The following is a 25,223-nucleotide window of genomic DNA, read 5'->3' on the forward strand; positions in this document are numbered from 1 at the left end:
TTTAGCGACTTAAATAGTTGTCTTTTTGAATAAATGGTATACTTATACTAGACAATTCTAATGAGAAGAGTGAGGATATATGGCTGCTAAAAAATACTTAACCACATTGAATACCCGACCATTTTTGTATGCAGAATCAAAGCAAGTTGCTGCCTTTTTGCATCAAGGGAAAACATATGATGAAATAGCGGAAACAATTGTACAGGAAAATAGTTTTCAACTCGCCAGTGAAGATAGATCAAGCAGGTTTTATAGCGAAATCCAAAAACGGTTAGAAGAATTAGACATCTATTTATTTAATCAGTTTTTAGCAACCGATATTCCAACAAGCAAAGCAATTCTGTTTTACGCCTTGTTGAAAAAAGATCAATTAATGTATGAATGGATGCGTGAAGTCGTATGGGACAAATTTTTGGTGTTGGACTGGCAGTTAAACAGAGAAGAAACTGAGGCTTTTTTTGAACAGAAGTCAATGGAAAATCCAACAGTAAGACAGTGGACTCCTGAAACGAAAAGCTTATTAATGGATTCCTATCATCGGTTATTGCACGAAGTTGGAATGGCTTATACAGAGGAAGATGATATCCGGTTACAGCGATTGGTCGTTAATTATGATATTCGAAATTATTTAATCGAACGAAAAGAAACTGACATAGTAGAAGTCGTTCTAGGCGAATTGATAGATTAATTTACTGTGAAGAGTTTTAATAAATGGTTAACAAAATACACTACCGTTAATGAATAGGGCTTATTAACGGTAGTGTATTTTATTTGCCTGATGAATTGTCATTTAGTTAGATTCATTGATGCACAAAAGCCTGCCTTTTTTATTTGCTAAAAATAAGTACTATACTAGTGATAACAGGAAAGCAACGAGGCGGGGAAGAGGAGCGACTGATGGAAATGACCTTAGTAAAAGTTTTATTAGAAATGTTTCTGGCTTTATGTTTAGTGGGATGCACGGATTCAATAGGTAGTAGTCAAGATGAAGTAAAAGAAGAATACGATTACGGTGTTTTTTTGAGTCTCCAGGGACAAGAAGCTGTGAAAATTGCTGAAGGTTATGAAATAGTAATTATTGATGCCCAATTTTTATCTGCAGAGGAAATTGATGAGATGAAATCTAGAGGACAGACTGTATACAGTTATTTGAATATCGGATCGATCGAAAAGTTTCAATCACATATCAAAGAGTTTCAACATTTAGCATTGAATCCTTATAAAGATTGGGAAGGCGAGTATTGGGTAGACGTAAAAGCTGAGGAATGGCAAGAATTTGTCGCTGTGACATTAGCAAAAGAGTTTCTTGAAAAAGGGGTCGATGGGTTTTGGGTCGATAACGCAGATGTCTACGGTCAATTTGCTGGTGAAAAAATCTATGAGGGAGTAGAATCCATCTTAAATACATTGATAAGCTATGGAAAACCTGTTGTTATCAATGGCGGTGATGAGTTCGTGCGTACTTATTGGGATCGAAATCAGCAGTTGGATGATATTTTGACAGGAGTAAATCAAGAGATGGTATTTTCATCGGTTAATTTCGACACCAATTCGTTTATGACGCAATTAGCAGACGCTCAACAGTATTTTTTGGATTACGTGGACTTAGTGGACGAAGCTGGAAAAGATGTTTTTTTGCTGGAATATACGGTAGATGATCAGTTGATAAGAAGAATCGATGGGTACGCAAATAAAAATGGCTGGCGTTATTATATTTCTGATTCAATCGAGTTGGATGGGTGACCTAAAAGAATAGTCAACTCAATAGCTGTCCTATTTGTTAAATTCTCTAGCGGTCTTTATAATAGATATATAGTAAGCAAACAGACAAAATAATAGAATGGATTTTTGGAAGGAGAAACAGATGGGTTTATTAGTAGATGGTAAATGGCATGACAAATGGTATGACACAGAAGGCAACGGAGGGCGTTTTATTCGTACGGAAGCCCAATACCGCAATTGGATCACTCCAGACGGCAGTCCCGGTCCGACGGGAGAAGGCGGATTTAAAGCTGAACCGAATCGCTACCACTTATATGTAGCGATGGCTTGTCCATGGGCAAACCGTACCCTAATCATGCGCAAATTAAAAGGACTGGAAGATATGATCTCAATATCTGTTGTGAATCCTTTGATGGCTGAAAATGGTTGGACATTTGAGCCGGGGGAAGGTGTGATTCCTGATCCTGTGATCAATGCCAAATATATATACGAGATTTATACACATGTTGATCCCAATTACAGCGGTCGCGTAACAGTTCCGATGCTATATGATATGAAACAAAATAAAATCGTGAATAATGAGTCTTCTGAAATTATGCGCATGTTGAATACGGCTTTTTACGGCGTGGGAGCTAAAGAAGGCGATTTTTATCCAGAAGATTTGCGTGAAGAAATCGATACGATCAACGAAGTCGTGTATCAAAATGTCAACAACGGCGTTTACAAAGCTGGTTTTGCAACTAAAGAAGACGTTTATCAAGAAGAAGTGACTAAGTTGTTTGAAACATTGGACCAGTTAGAGTCACGACTAGAAAATCAACGCTTTTTAGTTGGCGACCAAGTTACAGAAGCCGATTGGCGCTTATTTACGACATTGATTCGCTTTGACAGTGTCTATTATGGTCATTTCAAATGCAATATCCGTCAAATCAGAGATTACAAGAACTTGTGGCGTTACACCAGAGAATTGTACAACTGGCCAGGAGTCGCTGAAACAGTGAATTTTGATCACATAAAAGAGCACTATTACCGCAGCCATAAAAACATCAATCCAACAGGAATTGTGCCTGTTGGACCAGAATTGAATTTTACGTTAGATTAGAATACCCTACAAAAAACTGCTGTTTCATCAGCGGTTTTTTCTTTTTTTTTAGTAAAAAAAAGAAAAAAAAGAATCTTTGCGTATATTAATCAGTAACTAACTGTGAAAGAAGGAATACATATGAATATACAACAAGAAACAATGCTAGAGTTTAACATCATGTGGGGTAGAAGATCCATCAATGGAACCCCTATCTATTCACTGAAAGGTTGTTTGCAAGCTTATAGTAAAAGCATGTTGTACAGCTTGGAAGAGATGCTTGAAGTAGAAGAACCAAAGGGAGAGGAAAGTAAAGAAGAACGGATTAAGAGACTAGATTCTGCTATCCAAAATGATATGAAACATCAGCTGTTATATTTGACAAAAAGACAAGCTTATTTCTTGATAGAATGCGCGCAAAAGTCTTACGTAGATGTTCTCTCAGATGCCTATGGATTGGAGACCGTTTTTTCTTTGATTGATGTGGGGTGGATCTATTGTTTTGTGATGGGGGATGAAGTCTGCTTTGTATTACCGGAAGAATTGAAAAAAATTGTAGAAAACACTTTTTTTGAAGGCGATACTTTCATCCAACAACAAAAGTACTATGAACTATCGGAATACATTGAAGCATTTGTGCACTTATACGGAGCCTTTGAAGTGGAACACTTAGTAGATATGTGGAATCAACATCATCTAAATAATCCATTTACGTTAGAGCAAATAAAACAATATGTTAGAAAAGTTAGCGAACGCCAATCCGTTTTTGAAAGTTCGGGTGACCTTATCTACAGTGAGGGAATCTTTGTTGCTGAAATTGCAGAAAATTTGGTGAGCGATGTGGCGAGTGTGCCATATTATCTCCCTAATTCGAAAGAAATATGGCCGCTTGCTTATAAGTCTGATCCCGTTACTGTCCAATTTCACCAACTGGAAAAGTACGTCAAAAGATGGAATCCTAGCCAAGCAGAGCAAATATTGATGGCAGTCGTAGACTATGCACGCATTGGATTATTTGCTAATGAAGTCATTGAAGAATTGGTGGGGGTAGGACTCTTAGATTCAGCAAATACTACATTTATTAACAAATTCGACTTCTACTACAAAATAGTGTTGAATGACTCCCGAAACTGGCGTTGTAAAGGGCATAAACCCTATGAAATAAAACGTATACTACTTCAGCAGCAACAAAACACTACTATTGGCGAAGTAATTCAGTTTCCTAATGAAGAAGGAAAGTAAAAAATGAGAAAAGTTCTTTTGCAAGCTGTTAGCTGCCTGCAAAAGAACTTTTTTATAGTTAGTGGTTTGATGAGATTAGTGGTTTTAACATCAAAGATCTCCTCACTTTGATGAAGCTAGCGAATTTAACATCAAATAACCTCTTGCTTTGATGAAGATAGTGGTTTTAATATCAAAGATCTCCTCTTTTTGATGAAGTTAGCGATTTTAACATCAAATAACCTCTCACTTTGATGATGTTAGCGATTTTAACATCAACTATCCCCTGATTTTGATGAAGTTAGCGATTTTAACATCAAATAACCTCTTGCTTTGATGATGTTAGCGATTTTAACATCAACTATCCCCTGATTTTGATGAAGTTAGCGATTTTAACATCAAATAACCTCTCACTTTGATGAAGTTAGTAGTTTTAACATCAACTATCCCCTGATTTGATGAAGCTAATGGTTTTAACATCAAACATCCTCTCCTTTTGATGAAGTTAGCGGCTTTAACATCAAATAGCCCCTGATTTTGATGAAGCTAGCGATTTTAACATCAAATAACCTCTCACTTTGATGAAGTTAGTAGTTTTAACATCAAATAGCCCCTGATTTTGATGAAGCTAATGGTTTTAACATTAAACAACCTCTCCTTTTGATGAAGTTAGCGGCTTTAACATCAACTATCCCCTGATTTTGATGAAGTTAGCGGTTTTAACATCAAACATCCTCTCCCTTTGATAAAGTTACACACAAAAAGAAGGCGCAAGCTAAATCCTTGTGCCTCTTGAAAGTTAGAACTCTTCTATTTGATTCTCTGAATCTTATTTTCGTTTGTTTCTTCAAACACAAACTCATAAAGCATCTTTGGATTCTTATAAGAGCTAGTTCGAATTTTTCCAGTAAGAGGGAGGAAAAAAAGTTGTAGTTTTCGGTAAATAAATTGTTTTGGAATTTGTTGGTCTAAAAATTCAAAAATCTTATCTACTGAGAGATTTTTGTTATTTTGCAACACTCCGTACTCACAAATAGAACGGAGTACGGCTCGCTCTTTTCTTTCTTTACAACCACAACTGCAGTTTACGAAGCGTGATCCAATCTCCAAATGAAAGCTACCACATTTGAAGCAATAAATTCCTTTTTTTAATTTTTTAAACTCTTCATCTGAGCATATATAGTTGTGGTCATATGGGTTGGGAATAATAAATTGTTTGATTTGTTCAACCGTTTTGTGAATTGGTATGCTGTTGCCTGGAACAGGCTGCTTTAGGCTGTCAATCCAATCGTAGATTTGATAGCGCAACAAATAATTTACAGGCATTTGATCCATGATATTTGGTACAGCGCGTTCGTTTATAAAGACAATGGTACCTTGAGTATCCTTCATCGCAGGAATCACTTTGCCAAGGGATTGGCATTTGACAATGTTGTCTAATAGTTGTTGATTGATATTTTTTGATAGCGGCTTATTTTGATAGGTCCACATGAAATTTGTATAAGTATAGTGATTGGTATAATTCTTGATGTCTGTTAAAAAAACGCCATTTTCAGTAACCAGTAAAGAATCAAGTTGTGTACGGCCAAGGTAATCAATCCAAATATTTTTAAAATGGTACCATGACGGGCTGCTATTTTCTTCAACGATTTGGTCATAATCTATTTCACCGTTGTGTCCTTTATCATCTCTGTCTAACTGCCGCTTTTGATCAGTGGTTAATTTGCTGCGCTTGGAAAGAGTCAGCAGCAAGGCGTGTTCCATGGTTAGATTACGTTTCATCTTAAAACCTCCCTTTACATATAGATACGCAAAAGGGAGGAGCTTTCTTTTTGTCTAATGATTTTCTTTAATGATGTCCAAAGTTGTTGTGCGAGTGTCTGACGCGCGCCCCATTTGAATCAAGCGGTTAAGGTTGGCTTCATAATCAGCGGTGAAGACGATTGAATAGAGTAGATTCAATAAGTAAATGACAGAAGTGTTCGAAGTAAAGTTACCGATTTTAGAGTACAGCTTTTCTCGAGTGGTTATTTTCAGGGAACAATCGCTTTGAGTTGAAATCGGGTTATCGCCGATACTGGTTAGTCCGATGATCGGTACTTCTTGTTTTTTCAAAATGTCCAGACAATTTACATAGGCCTCGTTTTCTCCTGTGTAAGAGATAATAATGGCGCATGTTTTTGCATCGCTATTAAAAGCTTCATAAGTGCTGTAATCATAAGTAGAGGAAATCGTGACTTTCTTATTGATGCGACGCATTTTTGTGACAAAATCTTGAGCAATGAGGGCGTTGGTTTGACTCGCGAAAATCTTGATCTCCTCGGCTTCCAGCAGCAGTTTTTGTGCTAGTTGCAGGCTTTCTGGATCGACTAACGACAACGTATCTTGCAGAGTATTTTGCTGCAACGCACTGACTTTATTCGCAATGGAAATCAAATGATCTTTTTGATCAAATGGTAAGTTGGCATCAACAGTCGTAAAATGGCTGTTCAAATACTGCCATTCCTCTAAGTAGGCTTCTTTCAAATCTGTCCAGCCATTAAATCCCAGTTTCTTCGCTACACGAATCAAACTGGTAGGATTGGTGTGAGTAATAGCGGCCAGCTTTTTAGTGGTCAAATCCGGCAATTGTTCTGGATGGTCAAGAATGTAATCAGCCAATACTTGTTCTGCATCTGAAAATTCTTGTTCTTTTATTTGTTCAATGAGCAGCATCTTCATTCCCCTTTTCGGCAAACCTTTGTACACAACTATTATAGAATTTTGTGTACAACATTTACAAGATATACGGCCAAATTTAAGAAACCTGTGTTGAGTTGTACTAATTTGTTAGGAAGGATTGAGTAAATGAAACCGTTTCGATAAAATGAAGTCAAAGACAATAGTATTAGGAGGAAAAAGAATGAGTTTTAGAAAAGATTTTCTGTGGGGCGGCGCAACTGCGGCTAACCAAAGTGAAGGTGGATACAACGAAGATGGACGTGGAGTAGCGAATGTGGATGTCGTTCCAATTGGGGAAGATCGCTATCCGATCATTACCGGTCAAATGAAACATTTAGATTTTGATGACAATCATTTTTACCCAGCCAAAGAAGCGATTGATATGTACCACAACTATAAAGAGGACATCGCTTTATTTGCAGAAATGGGCTTTAAATCTTACCGCTTCAGTATTGCATGGACGCGTATTTTTCCAAATGGGGACGAGTCGGAGCCAAATGAAGCAGGCTTGAAATTTTACGATAACTTGATTGATGAGTGCCTTAAATACGGCATTGAACCTGTCGTGACGATTACGCATTTCGATATGCCGATTCATTTGATCAAAGAATACGGCGGTTGGCGCAATCGTAAAGTAGTCGACTTTTATGGAAACTTGGTTACCGCGTTGTTCAACCATTACAAAGGAAAAGTGAAATACTGGATTACGTTTAATGAAATCAATATGATTTTGCACGCGCCGTTTATGGGGGCTGGGCTGGTATTTGAAGAAGGCGAGAATGCGGAGCAAGTGAAGTATACTGCTGCTCACCACGAGTTAGTGGCAAGTGCGTTAGCGACTAAAATCGCTCATGAAGTAGATCCTGAAAATATGGTTGGTTGTATGGTGGCAGCGGGGCAATATTACCCGAATACGCCGAACCCAGCCGATGTTCGTCAAGCGCAACTGGACAATCAAGAGAATTATTTCTTTATTGATGTGCAATCTCGCGGGGAATACCCGAATTATGCATTGGCTCGTTTGAAACACGAAGGCATTGAGATTCCATTTGAAGAAGGCGATAAAGAATTGCTGAAAGAGCACACTGTGGATTACATTACGTTCTCTTATTATTCTTCACGCGTTTCAGCTGCTCAAAAAGACCAAGAAAAAACAGGTGGGAATATCTTCGATTCAATCAAGAATCCTTACCTGGAAGAAAGTGAATGGGGCTGGCAAATTGACCCGCTTGGATTCCGTATTACCATGAACGAGTTGTACGACCGCTACCAAAAACCGTTGTTCGTAGTCGAAAATGGGTTGGGTGCAGTGGATACTCCAGACGAAAATGGCTATGTAGCAGATGACTACCGCATCGATTACTTGCAACAACACATTGAAGCGATGAAAGATGCTGTGGAAAAAGATGGTGTGGACGTTTTAGGCTATACTCCTTGGGGCTGTATCGATATTGTGTCAGCGTCTACCGGCGAAATGAAAAAACGCTACGGCTTTATCTATGTCGATCGTGACAATGAAGGAAATGGATCAATGAAACGCTCGAAGAAAAAATCGTTTGATTGGTACAAACAAGTCATCGCTTCTAACGGAGAAGACTTGAGTTCCACAAAAGAATAATGAAGTGATTAAGACCATGCTGGACACTTCAGCATGGTCTTTTAAGAAAAGGATGAATGCAATGAAGACAACATATATTTTTCTAGATGTGGACGGAACGCTGGTCAATTACTCGAATAAATTGCCGAATTCAGCGGTTAAAGCCATCAAAGCAGCACAAGCGAATGGGCACAAAGTGTACACCGTGACAGGACGCAGTAAAGCAGAAATGTATGACAACATACTGAATATCGGGTTTGACGGTTACATCGGCGGCAATGGAAACTATGTAGAAAGCGACGGCGAGGTTCTGTTGCACCAATTGATGACTGAAGAACAAGAACGAAGTATCGTAGATTGGCTGCATGAGCGCAAGCTGGAGTTTTATTTGGAATCGAACAATGGTTTATTTGCGAGTGAGCAATTTGAAACAAGAGGTGAGCAGACGGTTAAAGATTACATGGCTTACAAGGAAAAGCCGGGTGCAGACTCGATAACCGTGCGAAAAGTATTCCCCGAAATGATTTTTGATGGCGAGTTATACCGCGATGATGTGAACAAAATCAGTTTTATTCTGGAAGAGTACCAAGATTATTTAGACGCTATGGAAACATTTCCTGAGTTGAAAGTAGGAACTTGGGGCGGTGTTGGCGAGAAAGCACTGTTTGGTGACATTGCTTTAGACAATATCAATAAGCAAACTGCGATTGAGACATTGTTGAATCATTATGGAGCGGACAAAAACGATACCATTGCATTTGGTGATGCCAAAGTAGATATTCCAATGTTGGAATATTGTAAAATCGGTATAGCGATGGGCAATGGAGGAGAAGAAATCAAAGCCATGGCAGACTATGTGACGGATACGGTTGACGAAGATGGATTACAAAAAGCGTTTCAGCATTTTGGATTAATTGATTAAGCCGAAGGGCCAAATAGAAGATTTAAGACGCTTCTTACAGTAGAGGCGTCTTTTTAGTCTGAGATTTTAATTCAAAGTACCTGAGCCTCCTGAATCGGGAAAATCGATTTTCAACTAGGGTCTTTTTTGCTAGTATAGAGAGATAGGGGGAATAAGGATGAAAAAAGACACATTGCATTTGCGAGGACGCTTACTAGAAAAGTATGATAATAAATTAGATAAGAACGGGATATCAGGAAAACGATTGGCTGAGAGGCTGGATGCCTTATCTCGAATTGGCCGAACAGAAAGCAACGGCTCGGACCGGCCTGGCTTTTCTCATGAAGAAAAAGCAGCCAAAGAATTGATCATGCAATGGATGAAAGAGGCTGGATTGACTGCCCGAATGGATGGAGCAGGAAATGTATTTGGGCGTTTAGCAGGAAAGAATGGAGATGCACCTGCAATTTTGAGTGGTTCGCACGTGGACTCGGTACCCAATGGTGGACACTTTGATGGGCCGTTGGGTGTGTTGGCAGCTTTAGAAGTGGCTGAATCTTGGAAAGAAACAGGATACCAACCAGAAAAGCCTTTTGAAGTAGTTATCTTTACAGATGAAGAAGGTTCTCGTTTCCAAGAAGGCTTGAGTGGAAGTGAAGCGATGATGGGCAAAGCGGATCTGGAAGCTAAGAAAAAGCGCCAAGATGCAAATGGCCTGTTTTTTGAAGAGGTGCTTCAAGATGTTGGATTGAGCTTGGACAGTTATGTATCTGCTAAACGGAATCTTAATGAAATAGACAGTTTTGTAGAAGTGCACATCGAACAAGGCAAGCGTCTGGAAAAGGAAGGCCTGTCTTGCGGAATCGTTACCGGAATTGCCGGCCCTCACTGGTTGAAGTTCACATTTGAAGGGCAAGCGGGCCATGCCGGGAATACGCCGATGGATGATCGGCAAGATGCATTGGTAGCTGCGAGCGAATTTATTTTCACGTTGAATACTATTCCTCGTCAAGTCAATGAGTCTGCTGTAGCCACTGTAGGTAAATTATTTGTGGAACCAAACGGCGTCAATGTGATTCCTGGAAAAGTGACTTTATATGTAGATGTGAGAGACATTCAAGAGGAGACACGCAAGGAAGTTGTTGCTCGGATATTGCGACTTAGTGAAGAGCTTTCCCAAAAACATTCGGTCCAAGTGCAATACGAAGATTTATTAATTACTCCGCCAGTACCTATTTCAGAAGAACGGCAAGATCAAATGAAAAAAGCACTTGAAGCAAATAATATTCGTCCTTACACGTTACCGAGCGGAGCTGGACATGACAGTCAAGTGGTGGGAAGCGAGCTCCCAGTTGCCATGCTATTTGTGCAGAGCAAAGATGGGATCAGTCACAACCCAGCAGAATGGAGCAGCTTGGATGACTGTGTACAAGCTGTTCATGTGTTGAAGAGCTATGTTGAAAGCTTGCAAAGTTAATTAAATCTTATGAGCCGTCTTTCTAAAAGTTCAACTTTAGAAAGACGGCTCATAATGATTAATGGCTATTATGTTTTGATAAACGATGAGTTAAATAGACTGAAACAAGCACGCTGATAATCATAATGATACTTGTAGTTATTTTACCAGCACCAGATACTAAATAGTGCTGCGTAAGTTCGAGTCGATATAATACTCCTAGCAAGGCACTTATAAATATTATAGGGATAAACGTGGCGAAAAGAGTTTCATGGCTTGCTTTATAAATGACAATTGCAGCAATGAATAGAATCAATAGTATCCCTAATGTACCATCTAACGAAAAAGTTAATGGAGTCTCAAAATGAAGGACAGAATTCAATACAAACGGAGCTGATGAAAGCAAAATAAAGACTAAAAAAACTGTGATTTCAATGACTTTAGGTATAGTACGATAAATTGTTTGTCCAACTCCCCAAATAAGTATAGTAGCAAGGAAAAAATAATAAATACCAGAAAGTAGAAAAACTCCAGCATCAAAAGCGGTCTCAGGAAAAATCAAACTAGGTAAAATACTGAAAGCTGCATAAGCTAAGAATGCATAGATAAATGTAGAGAGAACATTCTTAAAATTAAAAGGAATCTGTTCAATAATTTGATTGGCCGTTTCTTTAGGGCTGTTGCCAAAGTAATCTGCAGCACTTATTCCATTATCTTGCGCCTCTAATATATCTTGCAGGACTTCGATCAGTAATTCTTCTGTTTTTAGTTCATCTCTGAAAAAAGTTTTCGTTCTAATATAAACTAGTAAATCACTATAGTAAGTTTCATTTTCTTTAATCAGTTGTTGCTGTAACGTTGCATTTTTTTGCGTCAAAGCTTCAGCTTCTTTAACCGCCATTTTGGTCAGCTCCTTTAATTAAATGTTCAACAGTACTTTTTAATGAATTCCATTGTAAAATAAACTGTTCTTTTTCCTCGAGACCTGTTGCTGTTAAGTGATAGTATTTTCGATCAGGTCCATCTTTAGAAGGTTTTTTCACTCCTTTGATGAACTCCTTTTTTTCTAAAGATAACAGCAAGGGGTAGATAGTTCCCATGGGAACATCAAAACCAAATTCTTTTAATCGATCATTTAAACGGTAACCATATAAGGATTCATTTTCTAGTAATATTAAAATACAACCAGATAAAATTCCTTTTAGCATCTGTGTGGATAAATTAGATTGTGACAAAACACCCCTCCTAACTAACTATCATGTATTACCTAATAGTATAGCTTTTACTAATCTATATTGCAATACATGATAGTCGAAGTTATTAATCTTCAATTTGAGAAATACAGAATATATAGTTGGCTAACCTATAAATTGTTGGTTTGGTTTTTGTTATACTAGCCTTAAAAGGAGGCGTCAACGATGGAAATGCTTGATTATCCTTTAAGTGGACGCGCTAAGGAAAGAATCCTGAATTTAGGAGTGCTTTTTATTTTAGGTTTTGGATCGTTTTTTTTAGGAACAATTCTTAATTTTCATAGTGGTTCCATCCTGTAGAAGTGTATAATAAACTAAAAAGAACATAGAGGAGAATGAAATTGGAGTATCCATTATTACCAAAACAAATGCCGGACCGCATCAAATCGGTGTGGAAGAAAAGCAGTATGGTGACAACAGGAATTTTTGTACTCATTGGAATTGGGGTGACAGCTTTACTCAATTGGTTTGATGTTTTAAATGGGATATGGTTATGGATTATAGGCAGTTATTTTGCGGTGGTTCTTGTTGTGTTTGTCATTGACATACTGTTGATTCCTTATCGCTATCAATACCACCGATACGAAATTACTTCTGAAGATTTGTCTTTTCAAGAAGGGTACATATTCAGAACCATCACTCATGTTCCAATCAATCGTATTCAACATATCGAAACAGAACAAGGACCTTTCCTGCGCAAAGAAAACTTGATGGAAATCGTCATCCATACAGCGGCATCTAGTCACAACATCTCCGGTTTAGATGTGGAGGAGGCTGTTAGCCTGCGACAACAAATTATCCAAATGGTAAAGGTGGCGAAAGAGGATGTCTGAACGAAAAAGATTTCATCCTCTCGCCCTTGCGATTTATGGGTTTAATGGGTTGAAAAGACTTTTATTTGTTATTTTTTTACTGATCGTTAACGGAGAATTGACGACTACTTTTGGAATACTAGTTTTACTAGCGGTCTTTTTATTTGTAACAGCTCAATCATTGTGGAAATATTTTTCTCAGTCCTATCAAATTTCCTCTGAGAAAATTATTCTTTATCAAGGAGTATTTCGTAAGCGAGAAACAGATATTCCCTATGAACGCATTCAAACGATCAAACAACGCCAATGGTTTTTCTTTAAACCATTTAATACGATTCAATTATTGATCGAAACGGCTGGAGGAGACAGCACTAAAGCTGAAGCGTCTATGCCAGCGGTAAATTTTGAACTGTTGGAGCTGATAGAAAGTTACCGTCAAGGTGAACAGCCAGAAAGCGATCATCAGGTACTAGAGGATAGTGTGGAAAAGCCTGCCGCAGTTGCATCGGATTATCGAGTAACGAATAGTCAAATTATTTTATTTGCTGTGACTGATTTGAGCATTATCGCATCCTTTATCGCTCTGATTTTTTTCGTGACAGAGTTTATTCCGGAAAACTGGATCACGACAGCCACTTCACTTGCAGAAAATGTCTGGAGAACAGGTTGGTTAGTAACAATAGCAATTCTTGTTGTGACGTTAATTATTGTAATGCTGCTATCTTTAGTTAAAACATTTATCCAATACTACAACTTTCAAGTTAAGCGCACGAACCATACACTGACTATCGAAAGTGGGCTATTTGAGCGGAAAATCCAAAAGATTCCCTTGGAAAAAATCCAAGGTTTGAAAGTTCGGCAACAGCCTCTGCGAAAAATTTTAGGGATTTCTTCTGTCGAACTGCTTTTAGCAGGAGGCCAAGAAAGCGAAGGGGAAAATGGAGAAGTAAAAAAACTTTATATTTTACCGATCATTTCTGATACTGAACTGTACACGGTGCTAAATCAGTTGATGCCCGAATGGAACTTTAAGCGTCCTGAAATTGGTTATGTGTCGCGCCAAAAACTTTTGTACTTCTGGCGATGGAAGCTGCTGCTGATTCCAGTTGCTGTGGGCGTGGCATTTTTGAATCGTTGGATAGCGTTAGCTGTGGTAATTATTTTGCTTTTGTCACTGCTTCTTTCATGGTTCAACTGCCGAACTCAAGGCTACCACATTCAATCGGCTAATCGAGTCTGCATACAAGACGCAGAGTGGTTTACTAAAGTGCATACTTTTGTAGAACGCCAAAAAGTCCAATCTTTTTCAGAAGAAACCTCTAGATGGTTGTTTCCTAAGCAAATTGGACACGTCAGTATGACCTTGAAAGCCGGTCTCGCTATCGAAGTGCTTAATCTGCGTTTCATGGATTTTTCTCATGTACAAAAACTGAAAAACTTTTACCAAACTAAATTATAGTTGACTAACAAAAGAGTGCTGTTTCCTTCCTATTCAATCGGGAGGAAACAGCACTCTTTTGATTCTACAACATTTGACGTTGGTAAGTAAAAATCACTGTCTTTTTAAATAGAATCTTTTAGAAACTCATTCTTAGAAATTCCTGGAGGGATATGGGACTGCTTAGGTTATTCTTCATCAAGGCGAATTTACTCTTGATGTTCAAACCGCATTCTTCATCAAGGCGAATTTACTCTTGATGTTCATACCTTATTCTTCATCAAGGCGAATTTACTCTTGATGTTCAAACCGCATTCTTCATCAAGGCGAATTTACCCTTGATGTTTAAACCTCATTCTTCATCAAGGCGAATTTACTCTTGATGTTCAAACCTTATTCTTCATCAAGGCGAATTTACTCTTGATGTTCAAACCGCATTCTTCATCAAGGCGAGCTTACCCTTGATGTTCAAACCGCATTCTTCATCAAGGCGAGCTTACCCTTGATGTTCAAACCGCATTCTTCATCAAGGCGAGTTTACCCTTGATGTTCAAACCGCATTCTTCATCAAGGTGAGTTTACTCTTGATGTTCAAATCATATCTTCACTTCACTATACTTTGCCGTAAAAAAATGCCCACCAAAAAACTAGTTTTTTACTCTAACTTTTTTGGGTCGCTACCAAGGCGGTCCCATGGATTTCCATAAGGAACCTCATAGGCCGGAGGAAATTTCTTTACCAATGCTAGAAGATGAAGAGCTACTCTTTCCAATAAGAAACACCGTCTATTCTTCCGTGGAACGTAAGTTAATCATTTTTATTGGGTTGAAGTCTGATAGAAAATGTCTATCGTGCAAATGAGACAAGTTGTAGCAAAAGAATAACCATGTTATCATTTGGCTAAGATGCATTTTTAGGGGAAATAATAGTGAAACAATAAGGGTTATCCCCCCTCAATTTTGGATTAATTGGATAGTGAAAAGGAGATCAATAACATGAAATCACGCGCAGCAGTAGCATTTGGACCAGGTCAACCTCTTGAAATAGTAGAAATTGATGTAGCAGGACCTAAAAAAGGGGAAGTATTAGTTAAAATTACAGATACAGCGGTTTGTCATACAGATGCGTATACATTGTCTGGTGTGGATCCTGAAGGTGTTTTTCCGGCAGTACTAGGACACGAAGGCGGCGGGGTTGTCGTAGAAGTCGGCGAAGGAGTTACTTCCGTTCAAGCAGGGGATCATGTGATTCCTTTGTACACACCTGAATGTGGCAAATGTGAGTACTGTACTTCAGGCAAAACGAATTTGTGCCAAGCGGTTCGTGAAACACAAGGTAAAGGATTAATGCCGGATGGAACGACGCGTTTTTCTTACAAAGGAGAACCTATTTACCATTACATGGGAACAAGCACGTTTAGTGAATATACCGTAGTTTCTGAAATTTCATTGGCTAAAGTGAATCAAGAAGCACCTCTAGAAAAAGTGTGTTTATTGGGTTGTGGCGTAACCACAGGAATTGGTGCTGTAAGCAATGCAGCGAAAGTAACAGAAGGCGATACTATCGCTGTTTTTGGTTTAGGGGCTATCGGTTTAGCGGTTATTCAAGGTGCTGTTCAAGCAAAAGCGGGACGAATTATTGCGATTGATACCAATCCGGATAAATTTGCACTGGCGAAAGAAATGGGAGCGACAGATTTCTTGAACCCTAAAGAATATGACCGTCCGATCCAAGAAGTTATTGTTGAGTTAACAAATGGCGGTGTGGAGTATAGTTTTGAATGTATCGGAAACGTCGATGTCATGCGTTCAGCTTTAGAATGCTGCCACAAAGGCTGGGGAGAAAGTGTTGTGATCGGAGTAGCCGGAGCTGGAGAAGAAATCAGCACTCGCCCATTCCAATTGGTAACGGGACGCGTTTGGCGCGGATCTGCTTTTGGCGGAGTTAAAGGACGTACAGAATTGCCGGGCATGGTTGAAAAAGCGATGAGCGGTGAGATTCAATTGGATCCATTCATCACACACACGCTGCCTTTCGAAAAAATCAATGAAGCGTTTGACTTATTGCATGAAGGAAAATCGATTCGTACAGTTCTTTCTTACTAATCAGTTGTTTCAACCTATTTCAAATGAGGAGGGTAAGGATGTCAACATTAGAATTGCTTGAAGAACACGTTGTTTTTGACGGAACACAATACAAATACCGTCATGATTCACACACTTTAGGTTGCCCAATGACTTTCAGCTTATTTTTACCAAATAAAGAAACGTTCGCGCAACCACCTTTATTGTGGTGGTTATCTGGCTTAACGTCTACCGATGATAATTTCACGCACAAAGCTGGCGCACAAAAAGCTGCTGCTCGTTTAGGGATAGCGATGATTATGCCGGACACTAGTCCTCGAGGAGAAGAGATAGCCGATTCAGAGGATTGGGATTTAGGTCAAGGAGCAGGGTTCTATCTCAATGCTACCGAACAACCTTGGGCAGCTCAGTATAAGATGTACGATTACATCACTAAAGAGTTATCCGCTATCGCTCATGACCAATTTCAACTGACTGGACCAGAATTTATTTCCGGACATTCTATGGGAGGACATGGAGCATTGGTGATTGGACTGCGTAATGCAGAACGATTTACTTCCATTTCTGCTTTTGCGCCCATTGTGAACCCGATGGAAGTTCCTTGGGGAATAAAAGCTTTCAGCGCGTATCTTGGCAGTAATCAAGAAAAATGGCGTGAATGGGATGCAACCGAATTGCTTAAGCAATACACGGGCAAAAATATTCCGGTCTTGATTGATCAAGGAGATGCAGATCCTTTTTACGATAAACAATTGCAGCCTTCTAAAATAGCGGCGATTGCAGAAGAAAAAAATTACCCATTGACGGTTCGTATGCTGCCAGGACACGACCATAGTTATTACACGATCGCGAGTTTTATTGAAGAACATTTGGAGTTTCATTTATCTCAAATCGGCTGATTATTGATAAGCTGAGTTTTTCTTTAAAATAATGGGTTGAAAATAGACAGCAATACCCACACAACGGTATTGCTGTCTTTTTCTTTGTATCAATAAAACGAACTTTTAAGAATTTTTCTCCACTTTTCTGTATTCTTCGATCACTTTGATTCCCGCACTCATACCTAAACGCTCGGCACCAGCTTCAATCATTTTTAAAGCCGTGTCCAAATCACGAATTCCACCAGCAGCTTTTACTTTGACTTGGTCCCCAACGATTTGTTTCATCAACGCCACATCTTCTACAGTCGCTCCGCTTGGTCCAAAACCAGTGGAAGTTTTGACGAAGTCCGGTTTCACTTCTTTGGCGATTTCACACACAGCGATTTTTTCTACATCTGTCAAATAGCAGTTTTCTAAAATAACTTTGCTGAGAATTTCTTCTTTTCGACAAACGGCTACGATTGCTTCCATTTCTCGGCGAATGTATTCCACATCACCATCTTTTAATTTGCTGACATTAATGACATAGTCGATTTCGTCTGCGCCGTTTTGAATAGCATCTTCTACTTCAACTACTTTTGCTTTTATCGTAGTTTGGCCTAATGGAAACCCGATCGCTGCTCCCACATGAACGGGACTGTCTTGTAAAAATTCGCGGCACATTTGGACGGGGAAAGAATTGATGGCGACCATTTTAAAGCCATACTCATCGGCTTCTTTACAGAGCTGCTTGAACTCTTCCTCAGTTGCATCTGCACGCAGTAGAGTATGGTCTATTAAATGGGCTAAATCAGTTACAGATATCATATTGTCGGCCTCTTTTCAAATGGTAGGATAGTTCTAGTTTACACTTTAGCGTACGGATTAAAAAGAGAAATTCATTTTGGAGAATGGTTTATTGATCAAGTGAGAAGGAAGACAATGGTCACTTGAGTAATAAAGAGAGGTTATTATTCAAGTGAGGCCTCCAAAACTGTTCACTTGATTAATAAATCCACTTTATTCATCAAGTGGACCATTATTCACAGCTCAATTGATGAATAAGCTAATGAACCGATTCTGTTGGCAGCCTAATTTGGTAGAAATCTATTGATTCCTTGGCAGAAAGGCAGTACAATTATGGTTCGCTTTGATACGGATAAGGGGGCAATGTACATTGGTTGATACAGAATTGAGAAAAGAAAAAGAGTACCTTGAGTTGGTGTACGGAAAACTGCTGGCAGCGGAAGAAATGCTGCAGGATGCTATCAAACGGAACAGGGAAGAAGGCATTGCTGAATTGAAACACATGTCGAGTGAAGGCAGTTTGAACTTTGACAGCGTGTTGGACAATTTGGATACTTTTTTAGGCATCGAAATGAAAAGCCGAGAAATCGACCAAATGAATATCAAAATGCAAGCAAACCAAGCGTTGTTGGAAAAAGTGGAGCGTCTCCTAAAAGCTCCTTATTTTGGGAAAGTTATGGTGGATTTTTTGGACGAGGAGCCAGAAGAACCGTTTTACATCGGTATCAATGGTTTTGCGGATGAAGATGGAGAAAATCTGGTGTACGATTGGCGTTCGCCGATTGCGGAATTGTTTTACAACAATACTCTCGGGAAATCTTCTTATGTTGCGCACGAGCTGCCAATAGACGTGGAAATCAACAGTCGCCGGCAATTGATTATTGAAAAAGACCAGTTGTTGAACTACTTTGACACGACAGTAGCCATCCAAGACGATGTGCTCTTGGAAGCTTTGGAGCAAGACACTACCCAGCAAATGAAAGACATTACAGCAACCATTCAAAACGAGCAAAACGTCATCATTAGAGACACAAAACATCCTATTTTGTTGGTAAATGGAGTGGCAGGTAGTGGGAAAACATCTACTGTTATGCAACGCATTGCTTATTTGCTGTACTCTTTACGCAAAGAAATTACGTCGGATAATGTATTGATATTGTCCCCCAACAATCAATTTATTAACTACATCTCAAATGTTTTGCCTTCTTTAGGAGAAAAGAATCCGTTGAATATGACATTGCTGCAATTTTTGGGACAGCGTTCTAATTGGGCTATGGAAACAGAAGAAGAGTACTTTTCACGCATTAGCCAAACTGATATAGACCATCAAACAGCCCTTTTAAGAAGTCTGGAATATGTGGACTTTTTAAAAGGTGCTGATGAAGTGATAGCCAATACAGATGGTTTATTTAAAGACTTGATGTATAGAGGGAAAGTCCTCATTTCAAAAGAAAAAATGAAGAAAATTTATGAGACGACTCCAGCTGAGAATCCTGTAATCGACAGAATCCAAGCTACCAAACAGCGTCTTTCTAGTTATTGGGAAAGACGTCTTCTTACTCAGGCTAAAAGTCATGGCATACAAGACCAAATTTTGGAAATGTCAGAAAAAATGCAATTGAAGCATTTTGGAAAACTGATTGCAGATGATAAAGAAGATGAAATTATTCAGTATGGAGAACAGTTACTGCGCAAGAAATACCGCGGGATCACGAAAAAAATCAACCAAAATGAATGGATAGATTTGACTCACATCTTTGATACATTGTATTTTCATCATCAAAAGGAAGCGTATGTTCATTCTAAAGAATCTTTAACAGTAGATGAAGCCGTCATTTACTTGCTGCTGATGAATACTTTCGTGGAAAGAATCTCGTTTCCGTTAATGCGCTTTGTGCTGATTGATGAAGTGCAAGATTACACTCCAGCGCAAATGAGTTTGCTGTCGGATTTATTTATGAAAAGCGACTTTACAATGGTCGGAGATGAAAACCAAGCCATTTTCAATTCTTCGATTACATTTGCAGAGATTGCAGGTATTTTTGAGAACAAACAAAAGAGTATCCAGCGTTATGACTTAGTGAACAGCTACCGCTCTAGTGGTGCCATTACGAAAGTCTTTAGTCAGTTGGTAGGGGAAAATCAAAAAATTGAGATAGTTCCTGTTCGACCTCAAGGGAATGAACCAAAATGGTTTGAAGTGTCTGATAGGAATGACTTAAAAGCTGTATTTGAACAAGTAGTGGCTGAACTAGACGGCAAATCGTTAACGGTCATCACCAAGAGTGAACAAGCTGCAGAAGAGTTGTCGGATTACCTGATGGAGACTCTCCCGTTCGTGTATTCGATTAACGTTATCCCCATCAGTTTATCTAAAGGGCTAGAATTTGATAATGTGCTTGTGCATGATGTGTCCGAAGCTAATTATGCGGATGAGCGCGATCAGCGTATTCTCTATACAGCAGTATCCAGAGGGATGCAAAATTTGTTTATGACTTATACAGGAAAGGTAAGCAAGTTCTTGAAATAATCTAAAAGACGCGCACGAAATCAACGTTGACAGTTGATTTTGTGCACGTTTTTTTGTTGTTTTACGTGTTGCGATGGTTTTATTAGTCAAGTGGGGGCTCCAAAAACGGTCACTTGAAGAATAAAGTAGTTTTATTTATCGAGTGGATTAAAAATTACAGCTCACTTGACTAATAAACTGACTTTACTTATCAAGTGAACTTTTTTTCACACCTCACTTGACCAATAAAGGAGAATGGAGTTCGTAAAAAGTGCTTTTGTAGTGGCCGTGTGTTTGATAATGACTCGCTAATACCCGCTGAACGCGCTGTTCGTCGTATTCTTCCCCACACCAGAGATAGATGAGACATTTAGTGACGTTCAATTCCGGATAAAGCAGATGACATTCGCCTGCCGATCGGTTGATAGCTTCTGAGGCAGTTTCTTTATACCCGCAAGCTGCACAAATGCGATTCTGACGTGTACTTATGTGCTCAAATGAAAAGCATTTGGGACAAAGTATTCCTTTCTTTAACACAGAAAAGTCATACTGTGGCAAATCAGGGGAACGATAGTTTTCAATATGCAATGCGCATAATTGATTTGCAAGTTGCTCAAAGTGGCTAGGTAGTTGGTTTGCAAATATGAATGGTTTATCCCTCGGAAGTTCGTACAAATAAAAGTCAGGATTGATAAAGACGATGTGCGGGTTTACGTCCATTTGGAAGCCTAATTTGTGAAGTAAATTATGGAGAAGCGGCTGACTTCGGTAAACTTGAGTTAGAGGATTCGAGATAATGAAATCAGATCGTCCGTGAAGAACACCATTTTTGTAATCATAACTGCCAGAATAGTTTTTTATTTCATAAAGAGAAAGCTGATTCCCCTTTAAAATCAGGCAATCGATTTGAAAGAGTTGTCCGTTATCCTTAATTAACAAATCGTTGATGACGAGACTTTCATCTGGAAAGGTTTCAGGTAAAACATCAAAATCCACTTCACCTTCGAACCCCTTTTAATGGTTGAAATACTCTTTTTTCTCAGAAGATTTGAGGTCAGTTCGATAATTTAAAGATTCTAAAACTCTAAGTGTCAACGGTTTAGAACGTTTCTTAATAATCATAAAAAAACTCCTCTCACAAAATAGTTATTACTGTATACTATTCGCGAAAAAAGGGTTAAATTGTTAAATGGATTAGATTTTATTCTTCAAGTGAAGTCTTTTTAAACGTTCACTTGAAGAATATTGTAGCTTTACTCATCAAGTGGTGCATAAGAAAAGACTTACTTGAGGAATAAATCCACTTTACTCATCAAGTGACATATAAAATAAAACTCACTTGAAGAATAAACTGAAAATAGCAGCTTAGGCATACAAGTGAAGTAAAAAAGGCATTTCCACCGACTCTAAATATCCGGTGGAAATGCCTTTTTTATAGTAAAGTTTAACCTAGATTCGCATAAGAATCAGCAATCCACAAATCAAAGTCTTCTTGTTTTTCGTATTGCATCACATCATACATTTCAGGAGAGACAACTTGGAATTGCTTTTTAAAAACAGCTAAATCAAATTCTTCCATCTGTGTATCTCTTTTCACACGGCTGAAAATCTTCGTATAAGCTTTTCCGTCGTAACCCAGTTTTTTTCTTGGCGTTTTTAAGGGTACACCTTTTTCAGTCACACCCATAAATCGTGCGGCATAAAAAGCAGCTTCTTTAACGGCAAACACTCGGTCGCTTGTTGCTAGTTTGGTTAAGATGTATCTTGATTTTTGACAATCATATTTAGCCAATTCTTTTACGGCTTCCATTCTAGTTTCCCAACTATCTTTTGTGTTGGCTTTTATTTTTAATTCTTCTATATTGGCTGGTTCTTCTTTAATAATTTTCATAGTAACGCTGCCTCTTTCTGTTTCTGGACTTAACGTTCATATTATAGCGTTCGATTTACGATTACAAGGTTATTTGGATTAAAAAAGTGTTTGCTCATTTAAAACTTGACGTTTAAACGGCGAAAAAAGAGCTGCCATGAATTCGGTAGCAGTCCGAATTCATATCAGCTCTTTAATACTTAAATGGTTGCTGCAGGATTTTCTCTGTCTATAATTTCGATGATTGTATCTGTGGTAGATCTATTTTGAAACTCGTTAATGTGTTCGTCCAAAATATGTCCTCGCTCAATAATCAGCGCATCTTCTAAAATGGTGTTAGAACGACTCTCAACTAAGTCATCAATATATTTAGCGGTTTCATTTGAAATCGCGTTTGAAGAAGAACGGTAAAAAATCGTTGGTGTATGATCGACAGCATAGTGAAGCACATGGTCGATTTCGTAAGTAGGACTGCTTAAAGTAGTAGGTATAGTGGTCTCGATGGCACCATGTTCATCACAGCTAACATCGATAATCATCGTACCTGGTTTGAGGTATTGTAAATCAGTTTGATACACAAGATGATCTTCACGGGCAGTATCCCAAAGAACAGCATTCACAATGACATCAAATTCAGTCATTTCTTTTCGGAACAAGCTTTCTTGACGGCGATTATAAACGCGGACGTCAGCACCTAAACCAATCAAAATACGTTGAGCACCACGAGCCGTATTTCCGCGTCCGATAAGTGCTACTTTGGTATCATACGGCATAAGTCCGCTTAATTGATAGGCATGCATGACAGCTGCTTCGCCAGCCAGTTCATTATTGCGCCAGTAAGAATGTCTGTTGTCCTCATACATATCTTCCCAAGCATACGCAGAGATTTTATTTGCGATGAGTAGATCGGTCACCTCTTTATTTTGTACCGCATGTACCCAACCAAAAATGGTTTGACCTGGCTGTAAATCTTCTAAAAAGTCAGCGTCTCCAATTTTTGGATCGCAAACGATATCTTGAGCCAACGCCGTTTCTCTCGAGACAATCTGACAACCTAAAGCGGTATATTCAGTATCTGATATATTCAAAGCGCTTCCATAACCTTTTTCAAAAAAAAGTGCTTCTCGATGTTGCAGTTGTACAATATCTTTAGGCAGCAAGGCAATCCGTTTCTCCCCAGTTTTATGACTGTTGACGAATCCGATAGTACTCAGTTTTTGTAACATATCCCTGACCCCCTAATTTTAGTCATTATGTACTCCAAAAAAGCCTAACATAATATCTTATTATCTCATGAACGAGGACAGGTTACAAATGAGAGAGAAACAATGAGACGATCACTTTTTGATATCGCTTAGTTGGGATAACATTCGTCCTTGGAGCATAGATAAGAAAAGCAACCATAAGATGATAATTCACATGGTTGCTAAAAATAGTTAGTTACCTTTGTTTAGTAAAAAAGTCGATGATACTTACCAATAACATATATATGAAGTTAGGTGGTTGTAAATATGCGCAATTGTTGTCATCATACTAGCCTATTTTAAATATTCTTTGATAATCGCTTTGTATTCTTCAATCTTAGATAAATAATCTTCAATCGACACATACTCATCTAACTGGTGCGGCAGGGTGGTTACTCCAGGGCCATAAATCACCACATCAAATTGATTATCCGTTTGAGTAAAGGCAGCAGCATCTGTTACAGGAGAGATACCACCAGTTTTAGCATTTGTATGGGCTAAAACAGCTTTCGCTAAATCAGAATTTTTATCCGATTCCACTGAATTCAAGTCATAGTCAATTTTCAACTCAAGGTCTACATTATTTTCTTGGTTCAGTTCATCCACGATTTCCTTCAACAATTCTTTCACTTTTGTATTATCGAATTCAGGAATGGTACGGATATTCCCTTGTACTGTTGTCGTAGCGGGAATACTGTTTACTTGATCTCCGCCATTAATAATGGTCACACTTGCTGCTACAGTCCCTAGTACATCATTACTATAATCATTAGTAACTTTATTAAATTCTTTATTGAAACGTTGGATAAATTTACTCATATTTGTAATGGAATTGATTCCTTCATCTGGCATAGAACTATGAGAAGATTTACCGTGAGACACAATGGAATAGTTTAAAGAACCTTTATGGGTATAGGCTGCAACATCTACAGGTTCGCCAATTAATAAACCATCAAGATCGTCAGCATAGCCTTCTTCAGCTAATAAAGTAGAACCTAAAGCTCCGACTTCTTCGCCTACAGTAGCCATGAAACGAATCGTCCCATTAAAATCAGTCTCTTCATTTTTCAGTTCAATCATTGCGATGGCTAAAGCAGCTAATCCAGATTTCATATCCGTCGAACCGCGACCATATAATTTGTCGCCATCAATCTGTCCCGAGAAGGGTGGGAATTTCCATTCGCTTTCCTCTCCAGGCGCTACTACATCTTCGTGCCCGCTGATTCCTAAAACCTTCCCTTCGCCATTAGAGTATTCGGCAACTAAGTTATGACGGGTTTCGTTATAAGCGACATGCTTCGATTTAATGCTGTTAGCGGTAAATAGTTTTTCTAGATAATCAGCGACATCTTTTTCATTATCATTGACAGATTTAATTTTCACAATATCTTGTAGAATTTTAATACGTGCTTCTTTATTCATCATACATGTCCCCTTTCATCTGTCTTCATCATACAACTTCGCAATTAAATAAGACATTAAAAGGCGTCGATAGGGTCCATTGACTTTACCTAACCTAAAACACCTTTTAATCTGTCATCTAGATTTCAATGTTTCAGGGGATAGAGAATTAGTATATTTATATGACGGATTGCGAAATATAAACAGTAAACCTCTTTAACAAAGCAGTAATATTGGGACAATTGA

Annotated in this window: 22 protein-coding genes and 1 pseudogene; 13 read left to right on the forward strand and 10 right to left on the reverse strand. The window is 38.6% G+C overall.

All coding sequences use genetic code 11. The features are described 5' to 3' along the window. Positions 1-79: 79 nt before the first annotated feature. From ACEN4I_RS03140 to ACEN4I_RS03155, 4 genes are all read left to right on the forward strand, one after another. The gene (locus ACEN4I_RS03140; RefSeq protein ID WP_407096610.1) at positions 80-688 is read left to right on the forward strand and encodes a DUF1819 family protein; all 609 of its coding nucleotides are present in this window, start codon (positions 80-82) and stop codon (positions 686-688) included. A gap of 209 nt (positions 689-897) precedes the next feature. Next, positions 898-1,743 (forward strand): endo alpha-1,4 polygalactosaminidase, encoded by an 846-nt coding sequence (locus ACEN4I_RS03145; protein ID WP_407102088.1) that lies wholly within the window; start codon positions 898-900, stop codon positions 1,741-1,743. A 121-nt stretch (positions 1,744-1,864) separates the two neighbouring features. Further along, positions 1,865-2,824: a glutathione S-transferase family protein gene (locus tag ACEN4I_RS03150; protein WP_407102089.1), complete on the forward strand. Its 960-nt coding sequence runs from the start codon at positions 1,865-1,867 to the stop codon at positions 2,822-2,824. A 120-nt stretch (positions 2,825-2,944) separates the two neighbouring features. After that, complete coding sequence (locus tag ACEN4I_RS03155) at positions 2,945-4,045, forward strand: hypothetical protein (protein ID WP_407102090.1); 1,101 nt, start codon at positions 2,945-2,947, stop codon at positions 4,043-4,045. A gap of 336 nt (positions 4,046-4,381) precedes the next feature. On the opposite strand, the gene ACEN4I_RS03160 is transcribed toward ACEN4I_RS03155, so the two are convergent. The 3 genes from ACEN4I_RS03160 to ACEN4I_RS03170 all read right to left on the reverse strand — a co-directional run bounded on the left by ACEN4I_RS03160 (position 4,382) and on the right by ACEN4I_RS03170 (position 6,739). Then, positions 4,382-4,504 (reverse strand): hypothetical protein, encoded by a 123-nt coding sequence (locus tag ACEN4I_RS03160; RefSeq protein ID WP_407102091.1) that lies wholly within the window; start codon positions 4,502-4,504, stop codon positions 4,382-4,384. A gap of 330 nt (positions 4,505-4,834) precedes the next feature. Beyond that, positions 4,835-5,806, reverse strand: a complete 972-nt coding sequence (locus ACEN4I_RS03165) for a nuclease-related domain-containing protein (protein WP_407102092.1) — start codon at positions 5,804-5,806, stop codon at positions 4,835-4,837. 54 nt (positions 5,807-5,860) lie between these two features. Next, positions 5,861-6,739 (reverse strand): MurR/RpiR family transcriptional regulator, encoded by an 879-nt coding sequence (locus tag ACEN4I_RS03170; protein WP_407096608.1) that lies wholly within the window; start codon positions 6,737-6,739, stop codon positions 5,861-5,863. A 187-nt stretch (positions 6,740-6,926) separates the two neighbouring features. Between ACEN4I_RS03170 and ACEN4I_RS03175 the strand changes: the two genes are divergently transcribed. From ACEN4I_RS03175 to ACEN4I_RS03185, 3 genes are all read left to right on the forward strand, one after another. Continuing rightward, on the forward strand, positions 6,927-8,363 hold the full coding sequence (locus tag ACEN4I_RS03175; protein WP_407102093.1) for a 6-phospho-beta-glucosidase: 1,437 nt from the start codon (positions 6,927-6,929) through the stop codon (positions 8,361-8,363). Positions 8,364-8,424: 61 nt separating this feature from the next. Then, entirely contained in the window at positions 8,425-9,264 is an 840-nt protein-coding gene (locus ACEN4I_RS03180; protein WP_407102094.1) for a Cof-type HAD-IIB family hydrolase, read from the forward strand. A 157-nt stretch (positions 9,265-9,421) separates the two neighbouring features. Next, entirely contained in the window at positions 9,422-10,720 is a 1,299-nt protein-coding gene (locus ACEN4I_RS03185) for a M20 family metallo-hydrolase (protein ID WP_407102095.1), read from the forward strand. Between the two features lie 58 nt (positions 10,721-10,778). Here the strand turns inward: ACEN4I_RS03185 and ACEN4I_RS03190 are convergent, their stop codons facing one another. Together ACEN4I_RS03190 and ACEN4I_RS03195 are read right to left on the reverse strand one after the other, a co-directional pair. Next, entirely contained in the window at positions 10,779-11,600 is an 822-nt protein-coding gene (locus tag ACEN4I_RS03190; protein ID WP_407102096.1) for a hypothetical protein, read from the reverse strand. Then, entirely contained in the window at positions 11,590-11,934 is a 345-nt protein-coding gene (locus ACEN4I_RS03195; RefSeq protein ID WP_407102097.1) for a PadR family transcriptional regulator, read from the reverse strand. Before ACEN4I_RS03195 ends, ACEN4I_RS03190 begins: the two co-directional genes overlap by 11 nt. A gap of 183 nt (positions 11,935-12,117) precedes the next feature. Here ACEN4I_RS03195 and ACEN4I_RS03200 point away from each other — a divergent pair, with 183 nt between their 5' ends. From ACEN4I_RS03200 to fghA, 5 genes are all read left to right on the forward strand, one after another. Next, positions 12,118-12,252 carry a hypothetical protein gene (locus ACEN4I_RS03200; protein ID WP_407102098.1) on the forward strand — a complete coding sequence of 45 codons (135 nt, stop codon included), beginning with the start codon at positions 12,118-12,120 and terminating at the stop codon, positions 12,250-12,252. Between the two features lie 35 nt (positions 12,253-12,287). Continuing rightward, a complete protein-coding gene (locus ACEN4I_RS03205) occupies positions 12,288-12,785 on the forward strand; it encodes a PH domain-containing protein (RefSeq protein WP_407102099.1) in 498 nt (165 codons plus the stop codon). Beyond that, complete coding sequence (locus tag ACEN4I_RS03210) at positions 12,778-14,223, forward strand: PH domain-containing protein (RefSeq protein WP_407102100.1); 1,446 nt, start codon at positions 12,778-12,780, stop codon at positions 14,221-14,223. The genes ACEN4I_RS03205 and ACEN4I_RS03210 overlap by 8 nt, the downstream gene beginning before the upstream one ends. A gap of 974 nt (positions 14,224-15,197) precedes the next feature. Beyond that, the gene (locus ACEN4I_RS03215) at positions 15,198-16,307 is read left to right on the forward strand and encodes an S-(hydroxymethyl)glutathione dehydrogenase/class III alcohol dehydrogenase (protein ID WP_407102101.1); all 1,110 of its coding nucleotides are present in this window, start codon (positions 15,198-15,200) and stop codon (positions 16,305-16,307) included. Between the two features lie 38 nt (positions 16,308-16,345). Continuing rightward, positions 16,346-17,185: an S-formylglutathione hydrolase gene (gene fghA, locus ACEN4I_RS03220; RefSeq protein ID WP_407096599.1), complete on the forward strand. Its 840-nt coding sequence runs from the start codon at positions 16,346-16,348 to the stop codon at positions 17,183-17,185. A gap of 105 nt (positions 17,186-17,290) precedes the next feature. On the opposite strand, the gene deoC is transcribed toward fghA, so the two are convergent. Next, complete coding sequence (gene deoC / locus ACEN4I_RS03225; protein WP_407096598.1) at positions 17,291-17,974, reverse strand: deoxyribose-phosphate aldolase; 684 nt, start codon at positions 17,972-17,974, stop codon at positions 17,291-17,293. Between the two features lie 349 nt (positions 17,975-18,323). On the opposite strand from deoC, the gene helD reads away from it, so the two are divergent. Beyond that, positions 18,324-20,483, forward strand: coding sequence for an RNA polymerase recycling motor HelD (gene helD, locus ACEN4I_RS03230; RefSeq protein WP_407102102.1), 2,160 nt, complete (start codon positions 18,324-18,326; stop codon positions 20,481-20,483). A gap of 213 nt (positions 20,484-20,696) precedes the next feature. Here the strand turns inward: helD and ACEN4I_RS03235 are convergent. The 4 genes and pseudogenes from ACEN4I_RS03235 to ACEN4I_RS03250 all read right to left on the reverse strand — a co-directional run. Next, a pseudogene (locus ACEN4I_RS03235) lies at positions 20,697-21,464 on the reverse strand (nuclease-related domain-containing protein); the annotation flags it as partial. Positions 21,465-21,906: 442 nt separating this feature from the next. Further along, entirely contained in the window at positions 21,907-22,353 is a 447-nt protein-coding gene (locus tag ACEN4I_RS03240) for a HEAT repeat domain-containing protein (RefSeq protein ID WP_407096596.1), read from the reverse strand. A gap of 179 nt (positions 22,354-22,532) precedes the next feature. Next, complete coding sequence (locus ACEN4I_RS03245) at positions 22,533-23,558, reverse strand: N(5)-(carboxyethyl)ornithine synthase (protein ID WP_407096595.1); 1,026 nt, start codon at positions 23,556-23,558, stop codon at positions 22,533-22,535. A gap of 312 nt (positions 23,559-23,870) precedes the next feature. Beyond that, positions 23,871-24,998, reverse strand: a complete 1,128-nt coding sequence (locus tag ACEN4I_RS03250) for an ArgE/DapE family deacylase (protein ID WP_407096594.1) — start codon at positions 24,996-24,998, stop codon at positions 23,871-23,873. Positions 24,999-25,223 lie beyond the last annotated feature (225 nt).

It is taken from the genome of Desemzia sp. FAM 23990 (assembly GCF_045528485.1).
In the GTDB taxonomy this organism is placed as follows: Bacteria; Bacillota; Bacilli; order Lactobacillales; family Carnobacteriaceae; genus Desemzia.

What these genes read in the sequence shown, in the direction of transcription:
- ACEN4I_RS03140 (WP_407096610.1), top strand. Translation starts at nt 80, where the DNA reads ATGGCTGCTAAAAAATACTTAACCACATTGAATACCCGACCATTTTTG.
- ACEN4I_RS03145 (WP_407102088.1), top strand. Translation starts at nt 898, where the DNA reads ATGGAAATGACCTTAGTAAAAGTTTTATTAGAAATGTTTCTGGCTTTA.
- ACEN4I_RS03150 (WP_407102089.1), top strand. Translation starts at nt 1,865, where the DNA reads ATGGGTTTATTAGTAGATGGTAAATGGCATGACAAATGGTATGACACA.
- ACEN4I_RS03155 (WP_407102090.1), top strand. Translation starts at nt 2,945, where the DNA reads ATGAATATACAACAAGAAACAATGCTAGAGTTTAACATCATGTGGGGT.
- ACEN4I_RS03160 (WP_407102091.1), bottom strand. Translation starts at nt 4,504, where the DNA reads ATGTTAAAACCATTAGCTTCATCAAATCAGGGGATAGTTGATGTTAAA.
- ACEN4I_RS03165 (WP_407102092.1), bottom strand. Translation starts at nt 5,806, where the DNA reads ATGAAACGTAATCTAACCATGGAACACGCCTTGCTGCTGACTCTTTCC.
- ACEN4I_RS03170 (WP_407096608.1), bottom strand. Translation starts at nt 6,739, where the DNA reads ATGCTGCTCATTGAACAAATAAAAGAACAAGAATTTTCAGATGCAGAA.
- ACEN4I_RS03175 (WP_407102093.1), top strand. Translation starts at nt 6,927, where the DNA reads ATGAGTTTTAGAAAAGATTTTCTGTGGGGCGGCGCAACTGCGGCTAAC.
- ACEN4I_RS03180 (WP_407102094.1), top strand. Translation starts at nt 8,425, where the DNA reads ATGAAGACAACATATATTTTTCTAGATGTGGACGGAACGCTGGTCAAT.
- ACEN4I_RS03185 (WP_407102095.1), top strand. Translation starts at nt 9,422, where the DNA reads ATGAAAAAAGACACATTGCATTTGCGAGGACGCTTACTAGAAAAGTAT.
- ACEN4I_RS03190 (WP_407102096.1), bottom strand. Translation starts at nt 11,600, where the DNA reads ATGGCGGTTAAAGAAGCTGAAGCTTTGACGCAAAAAAATGCAACGTTA.
- ACEN4I_RS03200 (WP_407102098.1), top strand. Translation starts at nt 12,118, where the DNA reads ATGGAAATGCTTGATTATCCTTTAAGTGGACGCGCTAAGGAAAGAATC.
- ACEN4I_RS03205 (WP_407102099.1), top strand. Translation starts at nt 12,288, where the DNA reads ATGAAATTGGAGTATCCATTATTACCAAAACAAATGCCGGACCGCATC.
- ACEN4I_RS03210 (WP_407102100.1), top strand. Translation starts at nt 12,778, where the DNA reads ATGTCTGAACGAAAAAGATTTCATCCTCTCGCCCTTGCGATTTATGGG.
- ACEN4I_RS03215 (WP_407102101.1), top strand. Translation starts at nt 15,198, where the DNA reads ATGAAATCACGCGCAGCAGTAGCATTTGGACCAGGTCAACCTCTTGAA.
- fghA (WP_407096599.1), top strand. Translation starts at nt 16,346, where the DNA reads ATGTCAACATTAGAATTGCTTGAAGAACACGTTGTTTTTGACGGAACA.
- deoC (WP_407096598.1), bottom strand. Translation starts at nt 17,974, where the DNA reads ATGATATCTGTAACTGATTTAGCCCATTTAATAGACCATACTCTACTG.
- ACEN4I_RS03240 (WP_407096596.1), bottom strand. Translation starts at nt 22,353, where the DNA reads ATGAAAATTATTAAAGAAGAACCAGCCAATATAGAAGAATTAAAAATA.
- ACEN4I_RS03245 (WP_407096595.1), bottom strand. Translation starts at nt 23,558, where the DNA reads ATGTTACAAAAACTGAGTACTATCGGATTCGTCAACAGTCATAAAACT.
- ACEN4I_RS03250 (WP_407096594.1), bottom strand. Translation starts at nt 24,998, where the DNA reads ATGAATAAAGAAGCACGTATTAAAATTCTACAAGATATTGTGAAAATT.